The organism is Streptomyces sp. CB01249, from assembly GCF_001905735.1.
Taxonomy (GTDB): domain Bacteria; phylum Actinomycetota; class Actinomycetes; order Streptomycetales; family Streptomycetaceae; genus Streptomyces.
Window position 1 is genome coordinate 88,535 of sequence record NZ_LISW01000008.1, and the last position, 20,723, is coordinate 109,257.

Annotated in this window: 4 protein-coding genes; all 4 read right to left on the reverse strand. The window is 74.6% G+C overall.

Annotated elements, in window-relative coordinates; all coding sequences use genetic code 11:
* Positions 1-92: 92 nt before the first annotated feature.
* The 4 genes from AMK18_RS29040 to AMK18_RS29055 all read right to left on the reverse strand — a co-directional run bounded on the left by AMK18_RS29040 (position 93) and on the right by AMK18_RS29055 (position 20,701).
* Positions 93-1,196 (reverse strand): RICIN domain-containing protein, encoded by a 1,104-nt coding sequence (locus tag AMK18_RS29040; protein WP_073865108.1) that lies wholly within the window; start codon positions 1,194-1,196, stop codon positions 93-95.
* A gap of 91 nt (positions 1,197-1,287) precedes the next feature.
* Positions 1,288-19,857, reverse strand: coding sequence for a hypothetical protein (locus tag AMK18_RS29045; protein ID WP_073865109.1), 18,570 nt, complete (start codon positions 19,855-19,857; stop codon positions 1,288-1,290).
* An 18-nt stretch (positions 19,858-19,875) separates the two neighbouring features.
* Positions 19,876-20,244, reverse strand: coding sequence for a hypothetical protein (locus AMK18_RS29050; RefSeq protein WP_073865110.1), 369 nt, complete (start codon positions 20,242-20,244; stop codon positions 19,876-19,878).
* A 7-nt stretch (positions 20,245-20,251) separates the two neighbouring features.
* The gene (locus AMK18_RS29055; protein ID WP_018105147.1) at positions 20,252-20,701 is read right to left on the reverse strand and encodes a YbaB/EbfC family nucleoid-associated protein; all 450 of its coding nucleotides are present in this window, start codon (positions 20,699-20,701) and stop codon (positions 20,252-20,254) included.
* Between the last annotated feature and the right edge of the window lie 22 nt (positions 20,702-20,723).

Sequence of the window (20,723 nt, forward strand, 5' to 3'; positions counted from 1 at the left end):
GACCCCACAGTTCCCCGCCGAAGCGGGTCCGATCGGATGACACGCTGTGAGGTACGCCGCCTACCTGCCCGGACCCGAGACCGTCGGCGGACTCAGCGCCTGCTCCATTTCTGGTTGTCCTGACCGTTGCAGTCCCAGAGCTGGAGGCGGGCGCCGCCGCCGGTCTGCGCGTTCTTCACGTCCACACACTTGTTGGCCTGCGGGTTGACCAGGTCGTGGTCGGCGCTCAGCACGAACTGCTGGGCCGGGTTCCCGCTGCACCACGCGATCTGGATCACCGCGCCGTTGTCGTGCGAGCCCCACGCCACGTCCATGCAGAGCCCCATCGAGCGGATGGTGCCGTCCGGGCGGAAGTCCCACTTCTGCCAGTTCTTGCCGGTGCAGTTGGCTATCTGGAGAGGGGAGCCGTCCGCCCCCTTGTGGGCCACCATCTCGATGCAGCGGTTGGAGGCGTGGCCGAAGAGCGTGGTGCCCGGCGCAGCCGTCACCGTGGTGGTGACCGCGGGCTTCGGGGGCGCCTTCTTCGGCTTCTTCGACGGCTTCGGGGTCTTCGGCGCCTCCTCCGTGCTCTTCACCACTGCCGGACCCGCCGCCACGGCGCCGGTCCTCGGCTCGCGCTTCCCGTCGTCTCCCGCACTCTTGCTCTTGCTCGCGGACGGCGACGGGGACGGGGACGACGGGGCCGGGTCGGCCGATCCGTAGACGCCGGGGGCCGCGCCGTCGCCCTGGTTGTTCAGCACCGTGCCCGCGTCGGCCACCCGGTCCGCACCTCCGCCGTTCCCCGGGCCCGATCGGTCCAGGGCGCCCGACACCAGGAACGGCACCCCGACCAGCAGCGCCCCCGCAATGGCCGCACCGGCCAGCAGGCCCCGGGACGGGCGGCCGGAGGGACGGGGGGCCGTGGACTTGCCGTCGGCCGCTTGGGCCTCGGGCTCGGCTTCCGCGTCGGGCTCCGCCGTGGCTGTCGCCGTGGCCGTCGGTTCGGGGTCCGGCGCCGTTGCCTGAGCGGTCGCCGCTTCCGGTGCTTCCGGTGTCTCCGGGGCGGGCGTGCTCTCCGCGGTGGCAGGCCCCGGCTCGGCGGTCTTCGCCGGTTCCGGAGCGGCCGCTGCCTCCGGCGCCTCCGGCTCCGGTGTGGTCGGCGTCGCCGCCGACTCGGCCGCCGCGGCCTGGTGCTGCGGTTCGTTCTTGCCGGACATGGTCTTCCTCTCGGGGGGTGGTGTCGCGGGGATCGGGCGGTGCCCGGGGCCGGCCGCCGGGTGGTGCTACGGAGTCGGGCGCTGTCCCTGGTCAGCCGCCTGGTGGGGTGGGCGAGAAGCGGCGGCCGTCGAAGTACAGGTCCAGCGGGTCGCCCTCCTCGGGGCCGAACTCACGGACGCCTTCGCCGGGTCCGAGCACGCGCACCTGGCGCCCGGTCTCCCGGGCGACCAGTGCGGCCAGGGTCGCCACGTACGCCGGGGAATCGGGGCGCGCCAGAACCAGGGCGAGGCGCGCGGCGTCGTCGAGCCCGGCCTCTGCCACGGTCACCCGGCCGCCCTGGAGGATCGACTGGGCGCGCAGCGCGTCGGTGAGGGCGTCGATCCGGGCGAGGTCATCGATGCTCACAAGTGTCCCGTCCTCGGGGAGTTCGGCGTCCTCGGGGGCCCGGCGCGCCGCCACGTCCGTACGCGCCCACGCGCGCAGCGCGCCGTGCGGGTCGCGCGCTCCGGTCCACGCCGGGGCATCGCCGGACGCGGTGAGCAGCCGGGACAGCGAGGCCACGAAGGAGTCCGGACGCTCGCCCCGGGGGACGGGCGGCGGGCCGCCCGCGTCCTCGGCGTCCTCGTCGTCGCCGTCGCCGTCGTCGTCGTCCTCCGAATCCGTGTCGGACGCGTCGGACTCCTCCTCGATCCTGGGAGGTGCCGGCCGCCCCGTGCGGATCGGCCAGCCGGCCGGGGTGCGGGCGAACGAGCCCGTCGGGAGCGGCACCGTGCCGTCGCCCGCCGCCGCGCGCTCCGCCTCCAGGAGGGTCACGAGGTCGGTCAGGTCGTTCTGGGCGTTGCGCTGCCGGTCCGCCTGGCGGGCCTGTTCGGCGAGGGCTTCGCCGACCCGGCGTTCGAGGCCGTTCACCCCCTGCTGGGCCGTGTCGAGCGCCGTGACCGCGGCATCGTGGCGTTCGGTGGCCGCGGTCAGGGCGTCGTGGGCCTCCCGGTCGGCCCGCGACGCCGTCGTGGCCGTGTCACGGGCGCGGGTCAGCGCGGCGGCCGCGGCACCGGCCGCGTCGCGAGCCATGTCGCGGCGGCGGACGGCGTCCTCGGCCGCGTGCCGGGCGGCGTCGGCGGCGCGCTCGGCCGCCCCGGCCGCCGTGCGGGCCGCCTCCAGCGCGGCGCGGGCACCGTCCCGGCGGACCGTACGGCGGTCGACCGACCCGCTGGAGCGGCTGGACCGGTCCGACCGTCCGGACCGGTCCGACCTGCCGGAGCCGCCGGACCCGGCCCCGCCGCGCGAGGCCGCCTCGGCCACCGCCTCCCGCAGGCTGCGTTCCGTCGCCTCCAGGTGCTCCCGCGCGGCGCGGACCGCCTCCTGGGCCTCCTCCGCCTCCCGGGTCGCCGCCGTCGCGCGGGACCGGCGGTCCTCGGCGTCGGCCGTCAGCTCCGCGACGCGGGTGCGCCGTTCCCGGTCGGTGCGCTCGGCGGCGGTGACCGCCCGCTCGGCGGCCGTACGGGCGTCCCGGGCGGCCTGCGCGGCGGCCCGGGCATCGTCCAGCTCCCGCCCCGCACGCGCCACCGGGGGGCGGGCCTCGTCCAGAGCCCGGCGGGCGTCGGGCAGTTCGGCCTGGAGGGCCGCCTCCTCGGCGCGGGCCGTCTCCTCCGCGTGCGCCGCCGCGTCGAGCGTGCCGACCTGCTCCCGGACGGCCGCCCAGCCGGCGCCGTGCTCCTCCGGGCCGGCCGGCTCCGGTTCGCCGTCGGCGTCGAAGCGGCGGAAGCGCACGCCCTCGTCGTCGCGCAGCGCCAGCTCGACCGGCCGGTGCAGCAGCGCCGCCGCGCCGGCGGCGGCGTACAGCGCGCGGGCCGTCTGCCCGGGACCGCCGTCCACGGCCAGCCATATCTGCACGCCCTCCACGGCCGCCCCGTCGTCCGCCCGGACGCCGTCCGCCAGCAGCGTCGGCAGGTCGCGCAGCGGCACCGTACGCCAGTCGCGCAGGACGGCGTCGGCGACGGCACCGGCCGGGGCGCCCGCCGCGTGGGCGCGGGCGTCGGCGGCCACCCGCACCAGGGCGGCACCGTCGAACGTCCCGGCGTCGGTGCGGGCGCCGGTCACACCGAGGCCCAGCAGATCGCGCTCCAGGGGGCGCATCCGCACCGTGCCCGTCACGTACCGCACGCCGTTCGGGCCGTGCACCGTGATCAGCGCGTCGGCGAGGATCTCGTGGCTGCGGGTGCCGCGCGAGCCCTCCGGGGCGCTGGTGTTGCCGTGCTTGAGCCAGTCCCGGCGGGTGCCGCTCACGGCGGCGCCGGGGCCGGGGGCCTGCGGCTGGCGGGCCAGCACCGGGACGGTGAAGTTGACGATCTGCCGGTTGTCGTCGGTGGCGGCGAGCCCGCCCTGTGCCGCGAGCCCGGCGGTGACACCCGCCTGCGAGGAGGACGCCGCGCCGTACGTGCTCAGCCGCAGCCGGTCCACCGTCACATCCCCCGTGTCGGTGACCGGGCGCGGCCGGTACAGCTCCACCGTGAGGCGGGGCGGGGTGCCCGGCGCGCCCTGGAAGGGATAGGCGCCCGGCATCGTCGTGACGGGGCCCGCCGGGCCGCGGGGGTGGTCCAGCGAGAGCGTGCCGGACTGGATCAGCTCGCCCACGCGCACGGCCGTGGCGTCCGCCGATCCGGAGGTGGTCAGGGAACGCCAGGAGCGGGTCAGCCCCGGGGCCACCTCGCCCAGCGCCGCGGCCAGTTCCGCGCCGCCGTCGAAGGCGTACACGGGGGCCGGGCCGTGCGGCACGAAGCGGTCCCCGGCGACCGCGGGCCGCGCGGTGTGCCGGGCCACCGGCAACGGCACGGGCGCGGGGGCCGGTTCGCCGGTCTCGCTGCCGGTGAACCGGAGCGCGGCGGCGGTGTGCACGGTGGTGGTCCGCGTCGGCCGGCCGCCGAAGAGGTGCGCGATGCGGTCGGCGAGCGTGGCGTCCGCCCCGGTGAGGCTCAGCACGCCGTGCTGGAACAGGCTGCCCGGCAGGTCGAGCAGCCACTGCGCGGCCGGGGTGGACCGCACCTCGGCCACCACCCGGTACGGCACGCCCTCGAAGTCGGCGGCGTTGTCGGTGCGCTGCCAGAAGCGGTCCTCGGCGGAGCGGGTGACGCGCGCCGCGTTGCCACGGGTCGTGTCGGCGCTGAGCAGCGCGCCCGCCCGGTCGGTGCGCGGGCCGCCGGTGGGCCGCGGGAAGCGCGACTGGAGCTGGACGAACCCGGCGTGCCGCACACTGCGCGCCGTCCGGTCGGTCACCGAGGAGGGCACATGGCCGAGGAACTGTTCGATGCCCGAGCCCGCCGCCGCCGGATGCCCGCGCAGCGCACGCAGCGCGTGGTCGTCGGCGTCCGGCTCGGTGCGCAGCGTCACCTCGACCAACTGGGCGCCGCCGTAGCCGAGATAGCGGAACCGGAAGCGCTGCACATGGCCGGGGCCGCGACCGGCGAGGGTGCGCAGGCCGGCCGTCGAGGAGAGGTCCGCGACCCTGGTCGCCACGCCCGGCAGGTGGGAGGAGTGGCCGGGCCGGGTGATGCCGGGCGCCTCCTCCTCGATCAGCGCGAGGAGCCGCTGCCGTAGCACGTCGGGGCGCTGCACCGTGCGCGTCGCGTCGGTGAACTCGTCCACCGCGAGCACGCTGCCCAGACCCACCTCACGGGAGGCAGTGAAGCGGCGCGGCAGCGGCACCGAGCCCACCGCCGGGCCCGGTACGGCAAGACCGGGCACGCCCGCGAACCATGCGGCGTGCCGCCGGATCTGCGCCGGGGTGGCCAGGAACCGCACCCCGTCCGTCAGGTCCAGTGCCACCGTCACCGCGCGGCCCTCGCCCTGCCCGAACGCGTTGCCGACGACGTTGCGGCGGCCCCGGCGGAACGTCACCAGCAGCGTCGCGTCGGCGGTGACCCGGTGCTGGGTGCCGCTCTCGGTCGCGGTGCGGTAGGCGGTCGTCGTGGAGCCCAGCGCCCGCGACCGCTCGCTCCGGGCGGTACGGGTGTAGCGGCCCGACGGGTTCAGCGTGCTCGGCCGGGACACCGGCGGCGTGCTCTCCTGCTGACCGGTGGGCTCGGCGCGGGTCACCAGGACGTCGTCGAAGTCGTTGCCCGCGGCCTGGTCGGCGGCCGGAGTCTGCGCCGACGACGTGTTGCGGACCGCGCGGAAGCCGCCCGCCCACTGAGAGGTGCCTGCCGCGCCCCGCTGCTGCGCCGCGCCGTCGGTGGCGCTCAGGCCGGTCTCGAAGTACTGCGCGAAACCGTCCGTCGCCCGGGGCCGCCGCAGCACGCCGCGGATCTCCACCGACAGCACTTCGTCCGACGCGAGCCCCGGCAGCGTCAGGCCCTCCACCACGTAGGCGCCCTTGAACACCTGGTGCCCCCGGGCCAGGAGCGCGGCGGGATTGCGCGCGGCGGCCAGCATCTCCGCCGCCACGGTCGTCGGATCGGTGGCCGCAGCGCCCGCCAGCGACTCGCCCAGCGCCCGGCCCGCCCGCGCCACCGGACGCGGGGTGCGCCCGGCGACCGCGTCCCGCACGTCGTCCAGCAGGCCGCGCGCCGGATGCCCCGGATAGGTGTTGCCGAGCACCGCGCGGAACGCCGAGTCCAGCGCGGCGGACGCCTGGAACACCTCCATGATCGCGTCGTCCGGCAGCAGCACCGTGCCCGGCAGCGCGGCGCCGTCCTCGGCGGTCAGGTCGAGCAGGTCCCGGTCGGCGTCCGTGGCCGCCCGCAGCACGGGCGCCGGGGGAGCCGCCGGCACCGGCGCCGCGGCGGGAAGCGTGCGGTGCGTCGGCACCGAGAGCCGCAGCGTGCCAGGCACCCGGTCCGGCGGCGGGCCGGGCGGCTCGGCGGGCGGGGCACCGTGCGGTACGAATGGCACCGCCACCGTCTCGTGCGCGAAACGCACCGACGGCTGCTCGCCCGGACCCTCGTACAGGTCCAGCGCCAGATCGGCCGGTACGTCGAAGACCTCGCTGCGCTGCCCGGCTCCGCTGCCGATGAACAACTGGTCGTGCCCGACGCCCAGTTGCACGCTGTTGTCGTGCCGCACCTGGTTGCCGCGCACATAGTCGCCGCTGCCGCCCAGCGTCCACGAGCCCTTCGGCAGCCCGAACGAGCCGCCACCGCCGTACGAGAGCCCGTACGACGAACCGCGATGGTCGGCGCCCGCCGCCGACAGCGACGCCACGCCCATGCCCTGCACGTCCGGCAGCACCCGGCTGTGCACACTGTCACCGTCGCCGCGCACCGCGCTGAGCACCAGCCGCACCCGCCGCACCCCGGTCGCCGTCGGGATCTCCAGGAACAGCGAGTGGCCACCGTCCAGCATGGCGTCCGTGGCGGCCCGCTGCCCCACCTCGGAACGGCCCTGCTCGAACCGGCGCAGATTGTTCAACTGCGCCTGCACCAACGCCTCGTCGGGCAGCACCCGGTTGCGTCCCGGTGTGTCGCGGGGCAGGAAGCCCTCCCGCCGCAGCCAGTTCTCGGCGTGGACGAAGAGCGGCGCGGCACCGTCCACGGCCAGCGGCGTCGCCGTCGTACCGACCGACCGCAGGTGCTCCAGCTCCGCGGGCAGCCGCCGCAGCTCGTCCGCCGACGGCACGTGTCCGTTGGCGTCCTCGGCGGTCAGCAGCCGCAGGTGCATGCCGCGCGGCCAGGCGTCCGGCGTGAACTCCCGCCGGCCGCCGCCCGGCAGGTGCAGCACCAGCGTGTGCCGCACCTCGGCCGGGGCCAGCAGATGGCTGCGGTTGGTGCGCACCGCGTGCATCAGCGCCGTACTGCCGCTCTGCACCAGCTCCTCGTGCGTGCCCGCCTGCACCGACGCCCGCCCCAGCACACCGCCGCCGGGCCGGTGCGAGGCGTTCGGATGACCCTGCGACCGGTCCGCGGTGAGCGCCGGTCCGACGCTCCCGGACAGGGAGAGCCCGCTGCTGAACCGCGACTGCGAATCCAGTTTGACCACCTGGGTCAGATGGCTCTCCAGGTTGATCTTCCCGGCCACGCTGCGCCGCAGCGGTTCGCCCACGACGACCTCGGTCCGCAGCTGGAACATGCCCAGGGCGCGCCCCGAGGTGTCGAGCAGCACCGGCGAGAACACCCCCCGGTCCCGCTGCATCGGCAGGGTGCCCCGCAGCAGCGGCTCCGACAGGAACGTCTCCAGCTCCGCCGCCGAGTCCTCGTCCAGCGCGCCCAGCTCGGTGCCGAAGAAGCCCAGTGCCTCCGCGAGCAGCCGCTGCGGCTCGGCGACCGTGTCCACGCCCCACACCGGCAGGTCGTCCAGCTCGGCCGCCTCCGGCAGCGCCTCCGCCTCGTCCCGCGCCAGGTGCTGCGGGAACCAGAACGTCACCGGCCCGTGCGCCCGCGGCGGCCCCCAGGTGACCGGCGGCGCCAGCCTCGGCGCGTCCACCCGCACCTCCCACGAGGCCGTGAAGTCGTACGGCTCCGAGGGCTCGTTGCTGCGCTGCGCCGAAGTCGTCTGCACCACCGTCGTCACCGACGACGTCGAGGACAGCTGGTTCAGCGTCATCGCCAGCGTCAGCGCCACATCGACACCCCGCACCGGGATCGCCCGCGTCACCGGGAACAGGCCCGTCCACGGCAGCAGCAGGGTGCGGATCGTGCCCGACGCCTCCGCGGACACCGACTCCTGGGTGCCGATGCCGCGCCGCTCCACGCGCACGTCCCGCTCGGCGCCCTCCGTCCGCCCGTACCGGGCCGACGCCACCGGGGCCGACAGCCGCATCCGTACGTCCACGGTCCGGTCGCGGCCGTCCACCCGGACGGTGAACCGGAAGCCCAGACTGCCGCGCACATACGGCAGGTTGAGGATCAGCTGCTCACCGCTCGCCACCACCCGGAGCTGTTCCCGCACCGGGTGTGTGTCCGGGGCGTCCGCCAGCCCCAGGGCGCCCATCACCTGCTGGTGCAGCCCCTCCACCACCGCCGGTGGCAGCGGCTCCAGGTACACCAGGCCCACATTGCCGTCCAGTTGGGCGCCGTAGGCGAGCACGTAGGTGGAGGAGGGTGCGGGCACCGGTGCCCGGGAGGTGGGCCAGGCGGGGGCTTCGGTGGCCGGGATGGGGGCGGTGTCGGGGTCGGTGGGGGTGTCGGTGACCGCCTGCGTGTGGTCGTGGAGCCGGGGCCCGGAGTCGGTGACGTTCTCGATGGTGGCGAGGTAGCGGTGGGGAAGCGGCGCGGGGGTTTCGACGGTGGCCATGAGGCCGTCGGTGTGGACGGCCGTGGCGTCGGGATGGTTGCGGAAGAGGAAGTCGTTGTCGCGCTGTTCGTCGGGCAGGCCGAGGTAGTGCAGGAGCTCGTGCAGGAGCTGGCTGTCGGTGTGGTTGAGGTCGAAGTGCGTCTGGTTGGGCCGTGCGGGGGTGTCCGTGTGCGTGAGGGTGATGGCTTCCGGGTGGTCCGGGCTGTCGACGAGGTTGACGTTGACGTGGAGCTGGTCGCCCGAAGTGGGCAGCGCGTAGCCGGTGTTGAGGTGCCCGTCCACGAGCCGGCCGAGGCGCTCCGCGAGCCGGGCGGTGTGCTGGGTGTCGGCGGCGTTGACGGGGAGGTTGAGGGTGTAGTCGCGTACCCACTGGCCGTCCGGGGCCTGGATACGGCGGACCTGGGCGCGGATGAGGGTGGTGGCACCGGAGAGGAGCCCGGGCCGGGGGGCGTCGGCGGTGGGGTCGGCGTGCGGGTCGAAGCGCTCGGTGCGGAGGGTGGCGGGGCGTGCGTGCGGGCGGAGGTGGTGCCAGGTGTCGGGGTGCGCGGGCCGGGCGACACGGGGTGCGGTCCGGTCGTCGCGGGGGTCGCGGCGGGGCGCGGGGCGGCGGCGTCCGGCGGGCCGGGTGCTGGGTGCGTCCTGCGGGCCGCGCGGCGCACTCGACGTCGGGAGCGCGGTGAGCGGGGCCGCGTCGCTGGCCGTGTAGTGGTTCAGCCCCCAGTAGTGGACCTCCAGGACCCGGCCCGCGGTGGGTGAGCCGACGCGGGTCACCGTGCCGAGGCCTGTCGTGGAATCGGGCCGCAGCACCTCCACCGTGACGCCGAGGGTGTCGGCGAGCAGCGGCAGGAACATCTCGCCCTGGTCGCTCTGCCAGGCGCCGGACCAGTTCCGCACGGCGGCCAGGGCGTGGTGCAGCTCCTCCTCCGTGAAGGGGACGGCGCTCTCGGTGTAGGCGGAGTCGATGACCTGGCGGAGCTGGGCGTCGTCCAGTTCGGCGAGGGAGGGCAGCCGGCCGGTGTCGCGCAGGTGGTTGAACATCTGGATGACACCGGGGTCGGCCGGGCGGTCGGTCACCCCGTCCTCGGTCAGCGCGGCGTCAAAACGGGCGTTGAGGTCGTTCAGCTCCTCCGGCCGACGCACCCCCTCGATGCCGTAGCGCCGGGCGGTGGCGAGGAGCTGGGAGCGGTTCATGGCGGCCGTGGCCCGGGTGAAGCGCGGTGCCAGCGTCTGGCGGACCTGGCCCACCACGTCCTGCGGCAACGGCCGTCCGCCCCGGTCCGCGTCGAGCAGCCGCTGTTCGGCCGCCGAGCGGAGGTGGTCGGCGGCGATCAGCAGATGGTGGCGCGCCTGCCGGGCCGCGGGAGAGGTGTCGCCGCGGGCGGCCAGGCTCAGACCGGTGCGCACGTCGTCGGTGCGGCCCAGCCAGGCGTACGTCTCCGGGGCCCGGGTGCTCAGTCCGGGCACCCGCTCGCGCACGCGCTGGGGGTCGGTGCCGATGAAGGTGTAGAGGATGCAGCGGCCGTCGCCGATCGTGGGCACGGTGTTGCCGCGCGGCGCGCGCACCTGGAAGGGCTCGGAGGGCGGCGGCGGGGCCGTGCTCTCGGGCTTGGGCTTGGATTCGAGCTTGGGCTCGTGCTTGGGCTCGGATTTGGGCTTGGGCTCGGGCTTGGGCTCGGGTTTGGGCTCGGGGTCCGGGTCGGCGTCGGGTTCGGAGCGGGCGTCGCCGTCCTTGCTGTCCTTGCCGTGCTCGGAGGTGCCCTCGCTCTTGGGCGGGACCGGAGGCGTCGGGTCCGGCACGGTGAGCGCGGTCTCCACCTCGGACGGGTCGTCGCGGTCATCGGAGTCACGGTCGTCGGCGTCGTGGTCCGAGGCGACCGAGGCGGTGGAGTCCGGCTCGGCGTCGGAATCCGTGTCGTCCCCGGTGGCGGGGGTGTTGCCGGTGGACGGGGCGGCCGTCCTGGGCAGCCCGGAGCCCGGCGGGTGCGGGGCCATGGCGGACAAGGATGTCCGCGAGGGCGCCACCGCCGCGGGCCCGTTCGCCAGGACCGGCCCCGCCGCCGTGGGCAGGGCGCTCTCCGCGTCGGCGCGCCGGGTGGCGGCGTCGTCGCGGCGGCCGAGGATGTCGGCCAGTGCACGGTCGATCTCGCGGAGGCTCAGCTCGGCCCGGTCGTGCGACTCCTGCGCGTCCTGGCGGGCCAGGTCGGTGTCGTCGGCGTGGCCGCGCGCCGTGTCGGCGTCGGAGCGCAGGTCGCGTGCGGTGTCGCGGAGGTCCGGGAGCTGGGCTTCGAGCTCCTTGAGGGCCGCCTCGTCCCGGGCGAAGAAGGCCTCGGACTGCCGGAGGTCCGTCCGGTCGAGCGTCATCTTCTCGCGGAGGCCGTCCAGTTCGCCGTCGATCCGGTCGACCTCGGCGGTCGCGGCGTCGATCCGCTCGGTGAGCCGCGGGTCGACGGCCGGGGGCGTCGCGGGGGCGGTCGTGGGCGTTGTCGAGGGGCCGGGCCCGGTGGCCGGGGCCGGGGCGGAGGCTGCTTCGTTCAGGGCGTCGAGGCGGGCCTGCGCCGCCTCCAGGTCGGCTTCGAGACGGGTCTCCCGGCGTCCGTTCTCGGTGAGGGATTCGGTGAGCGTGTCGATCGTGCCGCGCGTGGTGGCGATGTCCGTGGTCAGCTTGTCGATCCGGCTTTCGAGGTCGCGGACGTCCTGCTCGGCCCCGTCGGCCCCGGTCTCCGCCGAGATGGCTGCCCGGTCGGCGTCGTCGGCAGCCTTGCGCGCGTCGTCCAGCGCCGTGACCGCGTCGCGCAGATCGTCCACCGCGTCCGTCCGCAGGTTCCGCATCCCGTTCTCGTCGGCGAGGGCCTGCGCGTGGTCGCCGTGGGCGCGGTGCAGATCGTTCGCGACGGTCTCGAAGCCGGACCAGGCGCGGTCCAGCGCCGGATCGCCGAGGGGCGGCGTGCTCTCCGTGCCCGGCGCCCCGGAAGGGGTGGTCCTCAGGGCACCGTCCGGGCCGAACGACCAGAACCGCAGTCCCTCCGGCCCACGCGTCACCAGCTCCACCGGACGCCCGGTCAGCCGGGCCGTACGGGACGACCCGTACAGCGCGAGGGCGAGCCGGGAGCCGTCCGGGTCCGCGCCGGTCGCCAGCCAGAACTGGTACCCGTCGTCGTCCGGATCGACCCCGGCGATCAGGGCGTCCGGCAGGTCGCGCGGGGGTGTGGACGCCCACTGCCCCGGCGCGGTGCCGGTCTGCGAGGCCAGCAGCGCGGGCAGGTCGTAGACACGCGGGAGCGGCCGGGGCGGGGTGATGCCGTGGCCCAGCGCGTCGCGCTCCTCGATGCGGAGGGTGGCCGTACCGGTGACGTGCCGCACCCCCTCGGGGCCGCTGACCTGGATGTGCACGTCCGCCTGGACCTCGTACCCACGCGTTCCGCGCCCCTCGGCCGGGGCACTGGTGCTGCCGGTCTTCAGCCACTCGCGGCGCCCGCCCGAGACGTTGCCGCCGAAGTTGCTGGGGTCGATGGGCCGTTGCAGTACGGGCGGAGTGGCGCCGACCAGATTGCGGTCGGGGTCGTCGGCGCTCAGCACGAACGGCAGGGACAGGCCGAGGCCCGTGTCGTTGCCGGAGACCGTGCCCGAGGTGTCGGTGACGATACGCAGCCGGTCCACGGCGACGTCGCTGCTCTCGGTCACCACGCGGGGCCGGTACAGGGACACCGTCAGGGTGGGCCCCTCCGGGGAGTCCAGGAGCGGGAAGGCGCCCGGCATGGTCGGCAGCATCCCGCCGACCTGACGCGGGTTGTCCAGGGTGATCGAACCGGCCTGCAGCAACTCCCCGAGGCGCACCGAGGCGTTCTCGTCCGAGGTGGAAGCGGGCTGCGCGCGCCAGCCGCTGCCGGTGGCCGGCGCCACCTGGTCGAGGGCCGTGTAGAGCTGGTCCCAGGCGTTGAATCCGTACACCGGGACGTTGCCGTTCGGGTGGAACAGGCCGTCGTCCCGCAGCGCGGGCTGCCCGTGCGGCGACGGACGCGGGTCGACCCGGGACACCGAGACGGGGACCGGCAGCGGGTTGCCGCCGCGCGGTGCGGCCGTCTCACCGCCCGCGAACCGCAGGCTGACGTGGGCCGGGACCCGGGCCCGGCCGCCGATCTCACCGGCCAGGGTGCGGCTGATCCAGCTCCGGGTCGGCGCGTCGGCGTCGCTCCAGGCGATGAAGCCGCGCTGCACCAGCGCGCCCACCACGTTCGGCGGCCAGTCCGTGACCCAGGTGGAGCGGACGGTGGCGACCAGTTCGTAGTCCAGGCCGTCGAAGTCGGCGGCGTTGTCGGTGCGCAGCCAGAACCGGTCCTCGGCGGTGCGGCCCCGCTTGTCGGTCTTGACACTGGCCGACGTCCACTGGCCGGAGGGGCCGAGCCGGTCGGTGCGGTCGTCCGCGTCGGGCCGGGTGAAACGGGCCGTCGGATTGAAGGTCACCCGGTGCTGCCGGCTCACCGTGTCCGCCGTGGACCGGCCCGCCGGGGTCTGCGAAGTCCAGCTCTCCAGCCCCGACTTGTCGCCGGGGACGGCGATGCCGCGGCGCGCGCCCCGGTTCGCGGCGGTGGTCGTGGGCCGGGCCGAGAACGTCACCTCGACCAGCGCCGCACCGCCGAACCGGTGGTGCCGGAAGCCGAACCGGGCCTGTCCGCCGCCGCGTCCGATCAGCGCGCGCTTGCCCGCGGTGCTCGTCTGGTCGGCGATCAGGGCCGCGACGCCCGGCAGGTAGGAAGCGTGGCCGGGGGTGGTCACGCCGGGCGCGTACCGGTCGAGGAGGCCGCGCACCTCATTCTGGAACCGCTGGCGCTGCGCGGTGCCCGGCCGGCCGCTCGGGCCCAGCTCGGTGACCGAGGTGACCGCGGCCAGGCCCAGCGTGCCGTCCCGCACATAGCGGCTGGGCAGCGGCGGGCTCGCCAGACCGGTGGGCGGCACGTCGGCGGGCAGCCCCTCGACGCCGCCCATCCACGGCCGGTCACGGCGCAACTGGCTGTCGGTCATCAGGAATTGCAGACCCTGCGGCACGTCCACGGCGAGCTGGACGGTCTGCCCGTGGGTGTAGCCGACGAAGTTCGCGAACGCGTTGCGGTGCCCGGAGCGGACGGTGATGACATAGGTGAGGTCGGCCGTGACCCGGTGCTGGACGCCCGTCTGGGTCGGCACCCGGTTGGTCGTCGTCGTACTGATCGAGGTATCGGACTTGTCCGCCTTGCGGTCGTACTGGTAGCGCAGGGACGGGTTGAAGCGGGACGGCTGCCGGGACTCGGACGTGCTGGGCTGCGGTGTGGAAGTGGCGCCGTCCTGCTGCGGGTTCGGCTCCGGCTCGGTGGCGGGTGCGGGCGACTTCGGGTTGTTCTGTGTCGCCGTGCCCGCCAGCCCGAACTGGTGTGTCTTGCCGAGGCCCTTGAGCTGCTGCGCCGAGTCTGCGGCGGAGACGTCCGACTCCATGTACTGGCTCGTGCCGGACGTCAGCCGCGGGTGGTGCGCGACGGCCTGGATCTCCACCGAGAGCTGCCCGTCGGCGCCGAGACCCGGCAGGGTCAGACCCTCCACCACATAGCTTCCGCCGAGTATCTGCTGCCCGCGCGCGACCAGCGAACCGGCCGACAGCGCCGCGGTCCGGGACTCGGCGGCCACCGTGGTGGGGTCGGCGAACGGGTTGCCGGTGAGCGAGCTGCCGAGGAACCCGGTGAAGCGGCCCAGCAGCGAGGGCGCCGGGGTGAGGGAGACCGGTCCGGGGGCCGGAGCGGTGGTGCCGGTGGTGGGCGCCGTGCCGGTGACGATGCGCTGGAAGGCGTCCTGGAGGGCCGCCGAACCCCGCATCACGTCCACCAGGGCGTCGTCCGGGACCCGCACCACGTCCGGGCGCGGCCGCCCGGCGCCGTCCGTCAGCGCCAGCCGGTCCCGGTCGAGCCGGGAGACCGGGCGTACGGTGAACGGCTCGCCGGCCGGTGCCGGGGGCGGGGCGTCCAGGGTGCGGCCGTGCGGCACGCCCAGCCGGACCGTGCCCGGCACTCCCGCCGGTACGGTGCCCGGCGCGGACTCCAGGTCACCGGGTGGGTGCGGCCGGGGCTCCGGGGTGCCGAAGCGGACGCGCGGACCGGGGCCCGTGCCCTCGTACAGATCGAGCGTGAGGCGGGCGGGAACGTCGAACTCGTGGGCGTCCTGGCCCGAGCTGATGAAGAACTGGTCCTGCCCGACCGTCGTGGAAGTCGTGTTGCCGAGCGAGGCGTTCCCGACGTACTGGTAGTCGCCGGTGCCGCTCAGCGTCCAGGCGCCGTTCGGCGTGGGGACACTGGGGCCGCCGCCGAAGCCGAGGCCACCGCTGTAGCTGTTCCCGAGCCTGCCGTTGCCGCCCGCCGTCGAGGACGACACGCTGATGACGGCGACGCCGGGAAGCACCCTCCTGTGTACCGGCGGCCGGTCCCGGTCCGCGGTCGCGCCGAGCACCAGCCGCACCCGGCGCCGCCCCGTCGACGAGGGCGTCTCCAGGAACAGCGAGTGGCCACCGTCCATCATGGAGTCCGTCGCACCCCGCAGACCCAGCCCGGAACGCAGCTCCTGGAGCCGTCGCAGGTTGTTCAACTGCGCCTGCACCAACGTTTCGTCGGGCAGCCGGCCCCGGCGCGGCGCGCTCGCGGGCGGTGGCAGGAAGCCCTGGTCGCGCAGCCAGGCCTCGGCCTCCGCGAACAGCGGGGCCGTGCCCTCCACGCCGAGCGGCACCGTCGACTGCCCGATCGAGCCGAGCGACGCCAGCTCGGCGGGGAGCTGCCTGACCTCGGACTCGGTCGGCGTGTGGCCCCGGGCGTCGTCCGCGCTGAGCATGCGCAGGTCGAGGCCGTGCTGCCAGGTTCCCGGCGTGTACGAGGAGGTGCTGCCGTCCGGCCGGATCAGGGTGACGGTGTACGAGACGTCGGCCTCGGTCAGCAGATGGCTGCGGTTGGTGCGCAGCGCGTGCACGGAGGCCGCCGAGGAACTCGTACCGAAGGCGTTCTGCGCGCCGAGCTGGACGGTGCCCTTGCCGCTGAAGCTCCCGCCGATGGAGCCGGCGGCGTCCGGGTGGTCCTGCCGCGTGTCACCGGTGAACGACGGGCCGATGCTGCCGGTGAAGGCGACACCGCTGTTGAACGTGGTGTTCTGGTCGTTCTTGACCGTGTTGACGAGGTGGCTCTCCAGGTTGATCTTCGCGTCGATGCTCTTGGCGACCGGGGCGGTCGGTGTGACCCGCGCGTCCAGCCGCACCATGCCGACGGCCCGGCCGTTGCCGTCCGTCAGCACCGGCGAATACAGCCCGCCGTCGCGCTGCATCGGCAGCGTGCCCCGCAGCACCGGCTCGGAGAGGAAGTCGGCGAGCTGCGAGGAGGCGGTGGCGTCGAGGTCGGCGCGGAAGTGCGCCGCCGCGCCCTCGTACAGCTGCCGGGGGTTCAGCACCGAGTCGACGCCCCACAGCGGCAGGTCGTCCAGGGCGGCCGGGGCGGGCAGCTCCTGGGTGGGGTCGGCGTCCGCGTCCACCAGGTGCTGCGGGAACCAGGCGGTGACCGGCCCGTGCTGCCGCACCGGCGACCAGCCGTCCGTGGGATCGCCGTCCGTGGGATCGCCGTCGGTGGAGTCGCTGTCGGGGGTCGGGGCGGTCGGCGCGGGAGCGTCCACGCGGACCTGCCAGTTGCCGGTGAAGTCGTAGGCCCGGGACGGCTCGGCGCTGCGCTGGGCGGTGGTGGTCTGCGTGACCTGGGTGACGGTGAGGGAGCCGTCCGCCTGGTTGTGCGTGAGGGTCGCGGACAGCGCCATGTCCAGCGAACGGACCGGACCCGGCGCGGTGATCGGCAGCGAACCCGTCCAGGGCACCGGGATGGTCGAGAACGTGCCGGACGGCTGCGCCGAGACGTTCTCCCGGGTGCCCTGCCCGCGCCGCTCCACGTGCTTGTCGGGGTCGCTGGTGTCCAGATCGCCCTGCCGCGCGGACGGCCGCCCCCCGTCCAGGGCCAGCCGCACGTCCACGCTCCGGTCGGTGCCGTCGACGCGCAGCGTGACGCGGTGGCCGCCGAGGCTGCGCAGATACGGCAGGTGCTGGGTCATCTGCGACGCCGACAGCACGTCCCGCAACTGGGCGAGGACCGGGTCGTCGGGGCGCGGGGCGGGGCGGCCGAGGGCCGTGATCACCTGACGGTGCACGGCGTCCACCACGTCCGGCGAGAACGGCTCCATGAGGACGAGCCCGACCTGCCCGTCGTGCCGCCGCCCGTAGCCGCCGAGGTACGAGGGACGGGGCCCGCGTCCACCGGTCGTCTCGGACTCCGGCTCGGGGTCCGGGTCCGGATCGGGCAGGGGCGTGGTGTGACCATCCGTCGTGGTCAGCGTCAGCTCCGGCACCACCGGCGGGGGCGTCGCCTCCTCGGAGATGACGACGGGCGGCGGCGTCGCTTCCTCGGAGGTGACCACGGGAGGGGCCACGGTCGTGTCGCCCGGGACCGGCGCGGACGTGGTGCTGATCGGGACCAGCGGCACGGCTTCCGGGTCCGAGACCGGGTCGACGACGGGCGTGGTGGTGGGCGTTGCGGCGGGCGGGACGACCGGCGCCGGCGGGTCCGCGCCGAGGTCGCCGGTGACCGGCACGGGCGGCGTCGCGGCATCGCGCCGCTCACCGTCGGGGCGCGGCCGGGGCGCGTCGGCGGGGTCGCCCACCAGCGTGCCGATGAGCTGGAGGTGCCGGGGCCGCAGCCCGCCCGGCTGGTAGCCGGCCGGGTCCGACGGGTGGGCGGGGACGCCGGTGACCGGGGGCGCGTCGCCCATCAGGCTCTCGTTGCCGCCGCGGTGCGGTGCGGCGGGGTCGAGTCCGCTCTCGTCGCGCAGGCCGAGCTGGTGGCCGATCTCGTGGGCCAGCGCGGAGTCGGAGATGTCCGCCGGCCACGCGTGGTGCGTGGTGGGCACGCCGTCCGCCGGGTCGGTCAGGGTGACGTCCAGGTGCGGTGTCTGCCCCTCGGCGGCCGGAACGACGGTGACGTGCAGCCGGCTGCCGTCGGGCAGGCGGTGGTCCGGGGCGTTGAACACCCGCTGCACGCCCTCTTCGAGCCGCTGCCGCACCCTGTCGGCCTGCGGGCCGAGCTGCGGGTCGCCCGTGACGCGGTAGGTCACGGTGAGATCGGTGACGGGCTCGCCGCCGTGCGTGAACTGCCGTACGTCGAAGGAGGAACGCACCACGTACTGCGTCGGCCTGCCGTCCGGACCCGTGGGCCGCGACACCGGGTCCACCCAGGTGTGACTCCGCGGCGTCGGCGTCGCGCCGTCCCGCGCCTCCCCGAAACTGCCCGGCGCGTGGTGGGGCGCCGGGGCGACGGACGGCGTCGGGGTCAGGACCACGGGCTCCGGTACGGCGTTGGCCACGGGGTCCGGTATGTCGTTCTGTACGGGGTCCGGTGCTTCGTTCCGGACGGGGTGCGGTGGCTCGTTCCGTACGGGGTCCGGCGGAGAGTCCGAGGACGAGGTGTGCACGGGCGACGGGCGTGGGGTGGAACCGGCGGTTGGTGTGTTGCCGGGTGTGCCGTCCGGGGCGGTTGCCTGCGGCAGACCGGTCGGTGGCGGTGTAGTGCTGCCGGTGACGATCGGCTTGGGCGCTTCGGTGACGGGGTTGTGGGCGGTGGTGTCTCCGGTGGAGTCGGGGTCGGTGATGTCACTCTCGGCGGTGCTGTCGGTGTCACTGAACACGGAGTCCGTGTCCGAGTCGCTCTCGGTGTCGGTGTCGGTGTCGGTGTCCAGGCCGGTTCGGGCATCCGTGTCCGTGTCCGTGCCGGTCGTCGTCTTCGTGCCGCCGGGCTGCGGTGAACTCCCGGGTTGCGAGCCACCGTTGGTAGTCGGCGGCTGCTGCTGAACGGTCTGCACCGGCGTCGGATTGCCGTTCGCCGGGTGGGCGGCCGGGACGTTGCCGTCGAGGTGCGGGGTATCGCTGTGGACGTCCACCCCGTCGATCTTGACGGGGTCGATGTGCACACCGTCGAAGTGCACGTCCGGCGGGCCGTCGGTGGTGACCTTGCTGCCGGTCACCTCCACGTCCAGGTCGGGGGACTGGGTCGGAGGCCGGACGGTGACCGGTCCGTTCGGTCCGCCGCCCGTGGGGGAGGGGCCCGGTGCCGTCACACCGTTGCCCGGCCCCGGGGTGGGCGCGCCGGGACCGGGGCCCTTGCCGTCGCCGTTGCCGGGGCGGGGCGCGCCGTCCGTCGAGGAGTCGTCCGGTGTGTCCGGGAGGTGCGCGGTGTTCACGGTGGGCGGCTTGGTGAAGTTGAACTTGTTGCCCAGGGCGGACGCGCCCTGCCCCAGGTGCCGTTCGCTGACCGCGCTCAGCCCGCCGCCGAGGAAGGTCATCGGGCCCTCGACGGGGAGGTGGAAGATCGCCGCCGTGGCCAGCTCGCCCAGCGCCTCCGCGCCGCCCTCGGTGAGGAAGTGGCCGATGTCCTCACCGAACTCGTGCTTGATCCTGTCCCCGAGGCCGGGCGTGGGGGTGTGGGGCGGCTTGGGAAGCGGGACCGGATTGGGCTTCGGCGTGGGGGTCGGTCCGGGGCCCGGCTTCGGCGTCGGCTTCGGGTCCGGCTTGGGCGTCGGCTTCGGGTCCGGCCTGGAGGACGGCCCGTCGTTGAGGTGATGGTTGTCGAACTTGTTGTTGTGGAACTTGTTGCCGTTGCCGTCGATGTTCTTGAACGGGTTGTTCCCGTGGCCCCAGAGGTCCTTGAAGTTCTTCTTCAGGTTCTTGAGGATGTCGTTGAGGAACCCGTGGAACAGTCCGGTGAACGCGCCGAAGACACCGTCCTGGACGATCTGCGACCAGTCGAAGCCGTGCGGCCGCCGCCCCTTGGGCGCGCCCAGCATCATCGCGAGGCGGACCGCGAACGTCGTGAACGCCTCTTCGATCATCTCGGAGAGGGTCGGCAGCAGATGGGTGCGCTTCATCAGCCAGTCGAGCAGCGTGAGGATCGCCACCCGGCTGCGTGCCTTGGCGACCGCCGCCTGGCTGGACGCCGAACCGCCGGTGAAGATGGACAGCGCCATGATGATGGCCAGCTCGATCAGCAGCCGGATCAGCTCGGCGATGATCTGCCACTTGGCCTCCATGATGTCCATGGAGGACTTGGTGCGCGCCTTCTCCAGGTCGTCGAGCTGGTCGGCGAAGTCCTTCAGGTAGTTCTTGCCGCCGTTGTCCAGGAACAGGTGCATGGCCTTGACGTACTGGTTGCCCACCTGCGGCGGCAGCGAGCGCCCGACGCCACCCGCGGTCTGCTCGATCAGATCCGACAGGTCCCGCACCCGCCGCCCCAGCCGCCCGTAGGGACGGCCGTTGGCGTAGGCCATGTCCTCGTCGGCCTGCAGCATTTTCTCACCGATCAGCACGAACAGGAGATTGTTCAGCTGCGGCGAAACCTGGATGCTCATCGGGCGCGGTCCGGTCCGTCAGTGCCTGCCGCCGCCGTGCGTGCCGCCGGAGACGTTGCTGTTGTCGATGTGGGACTCGTGGATCGCGTCGAGGTTGCCGCCCAGCGTGGTCAGGACGCTCTTCAGGTTGGCGAGCGTGCCGTCGCCCACGCCGACGATGGCCTCGGTCAGGGCCTTGCCGGTGTCCACCGCGCCCTCCCGCTGCTTCTTCTCCTGCGGGATCATCGTCTTGGCGTAACTGTCGTCCTTGCCGGGCCAGTCGCTGGTCGCCGACACGTCGTGGAAGAACTCGTTGAACATGTCGACGGCGTAGTCGCTGATCGCCTGGAGCTGCCGGGTGCCGCCGGCCAGGCCGGGAATGCTGGCGTAGTACGCGTTCTCCGTCATCGTCTCCTCAGTCCTCCGGGTCTTCGCTGATCTCGTCACGGAGCCGGCCGGAGCCGCGGCGGCGGTCACCCTTCGGGCCCTCCAGCACGCCGGGCCCGAAGATCTTGTTCCAGTCCACGTCGAAGCCGGTGAGTTCGGGCGCTTCCGCGTGCGCCTGGGTGAACGGCTCGAAGGTGGACATCACCCGCCTGGCCATCCGGGCTCGCGCCTCCTGCGCCGCCTCCAGCACGCTGGCAGCGAGCTGACCTGCGGGCATCGTACGGTACTTGTCGTCCAGGAAGGTCAGTGCGGTCATGTCCCCCTGGGCGGAGACGGTCACCTCGACCGAGCGGTCCGCCGAGCGCACCGTCGCCTCGGCGTGGGCCAGTTCGCTCTCGGCGCGCGCCACTGCGGCCTCGGTCTCCTCCAGCTCCGCCATCGCCTTGGCCAGCCGCTGTTCGATCGACTCACTGTTCACCGCGCACTCCCTCTCCCGTTCT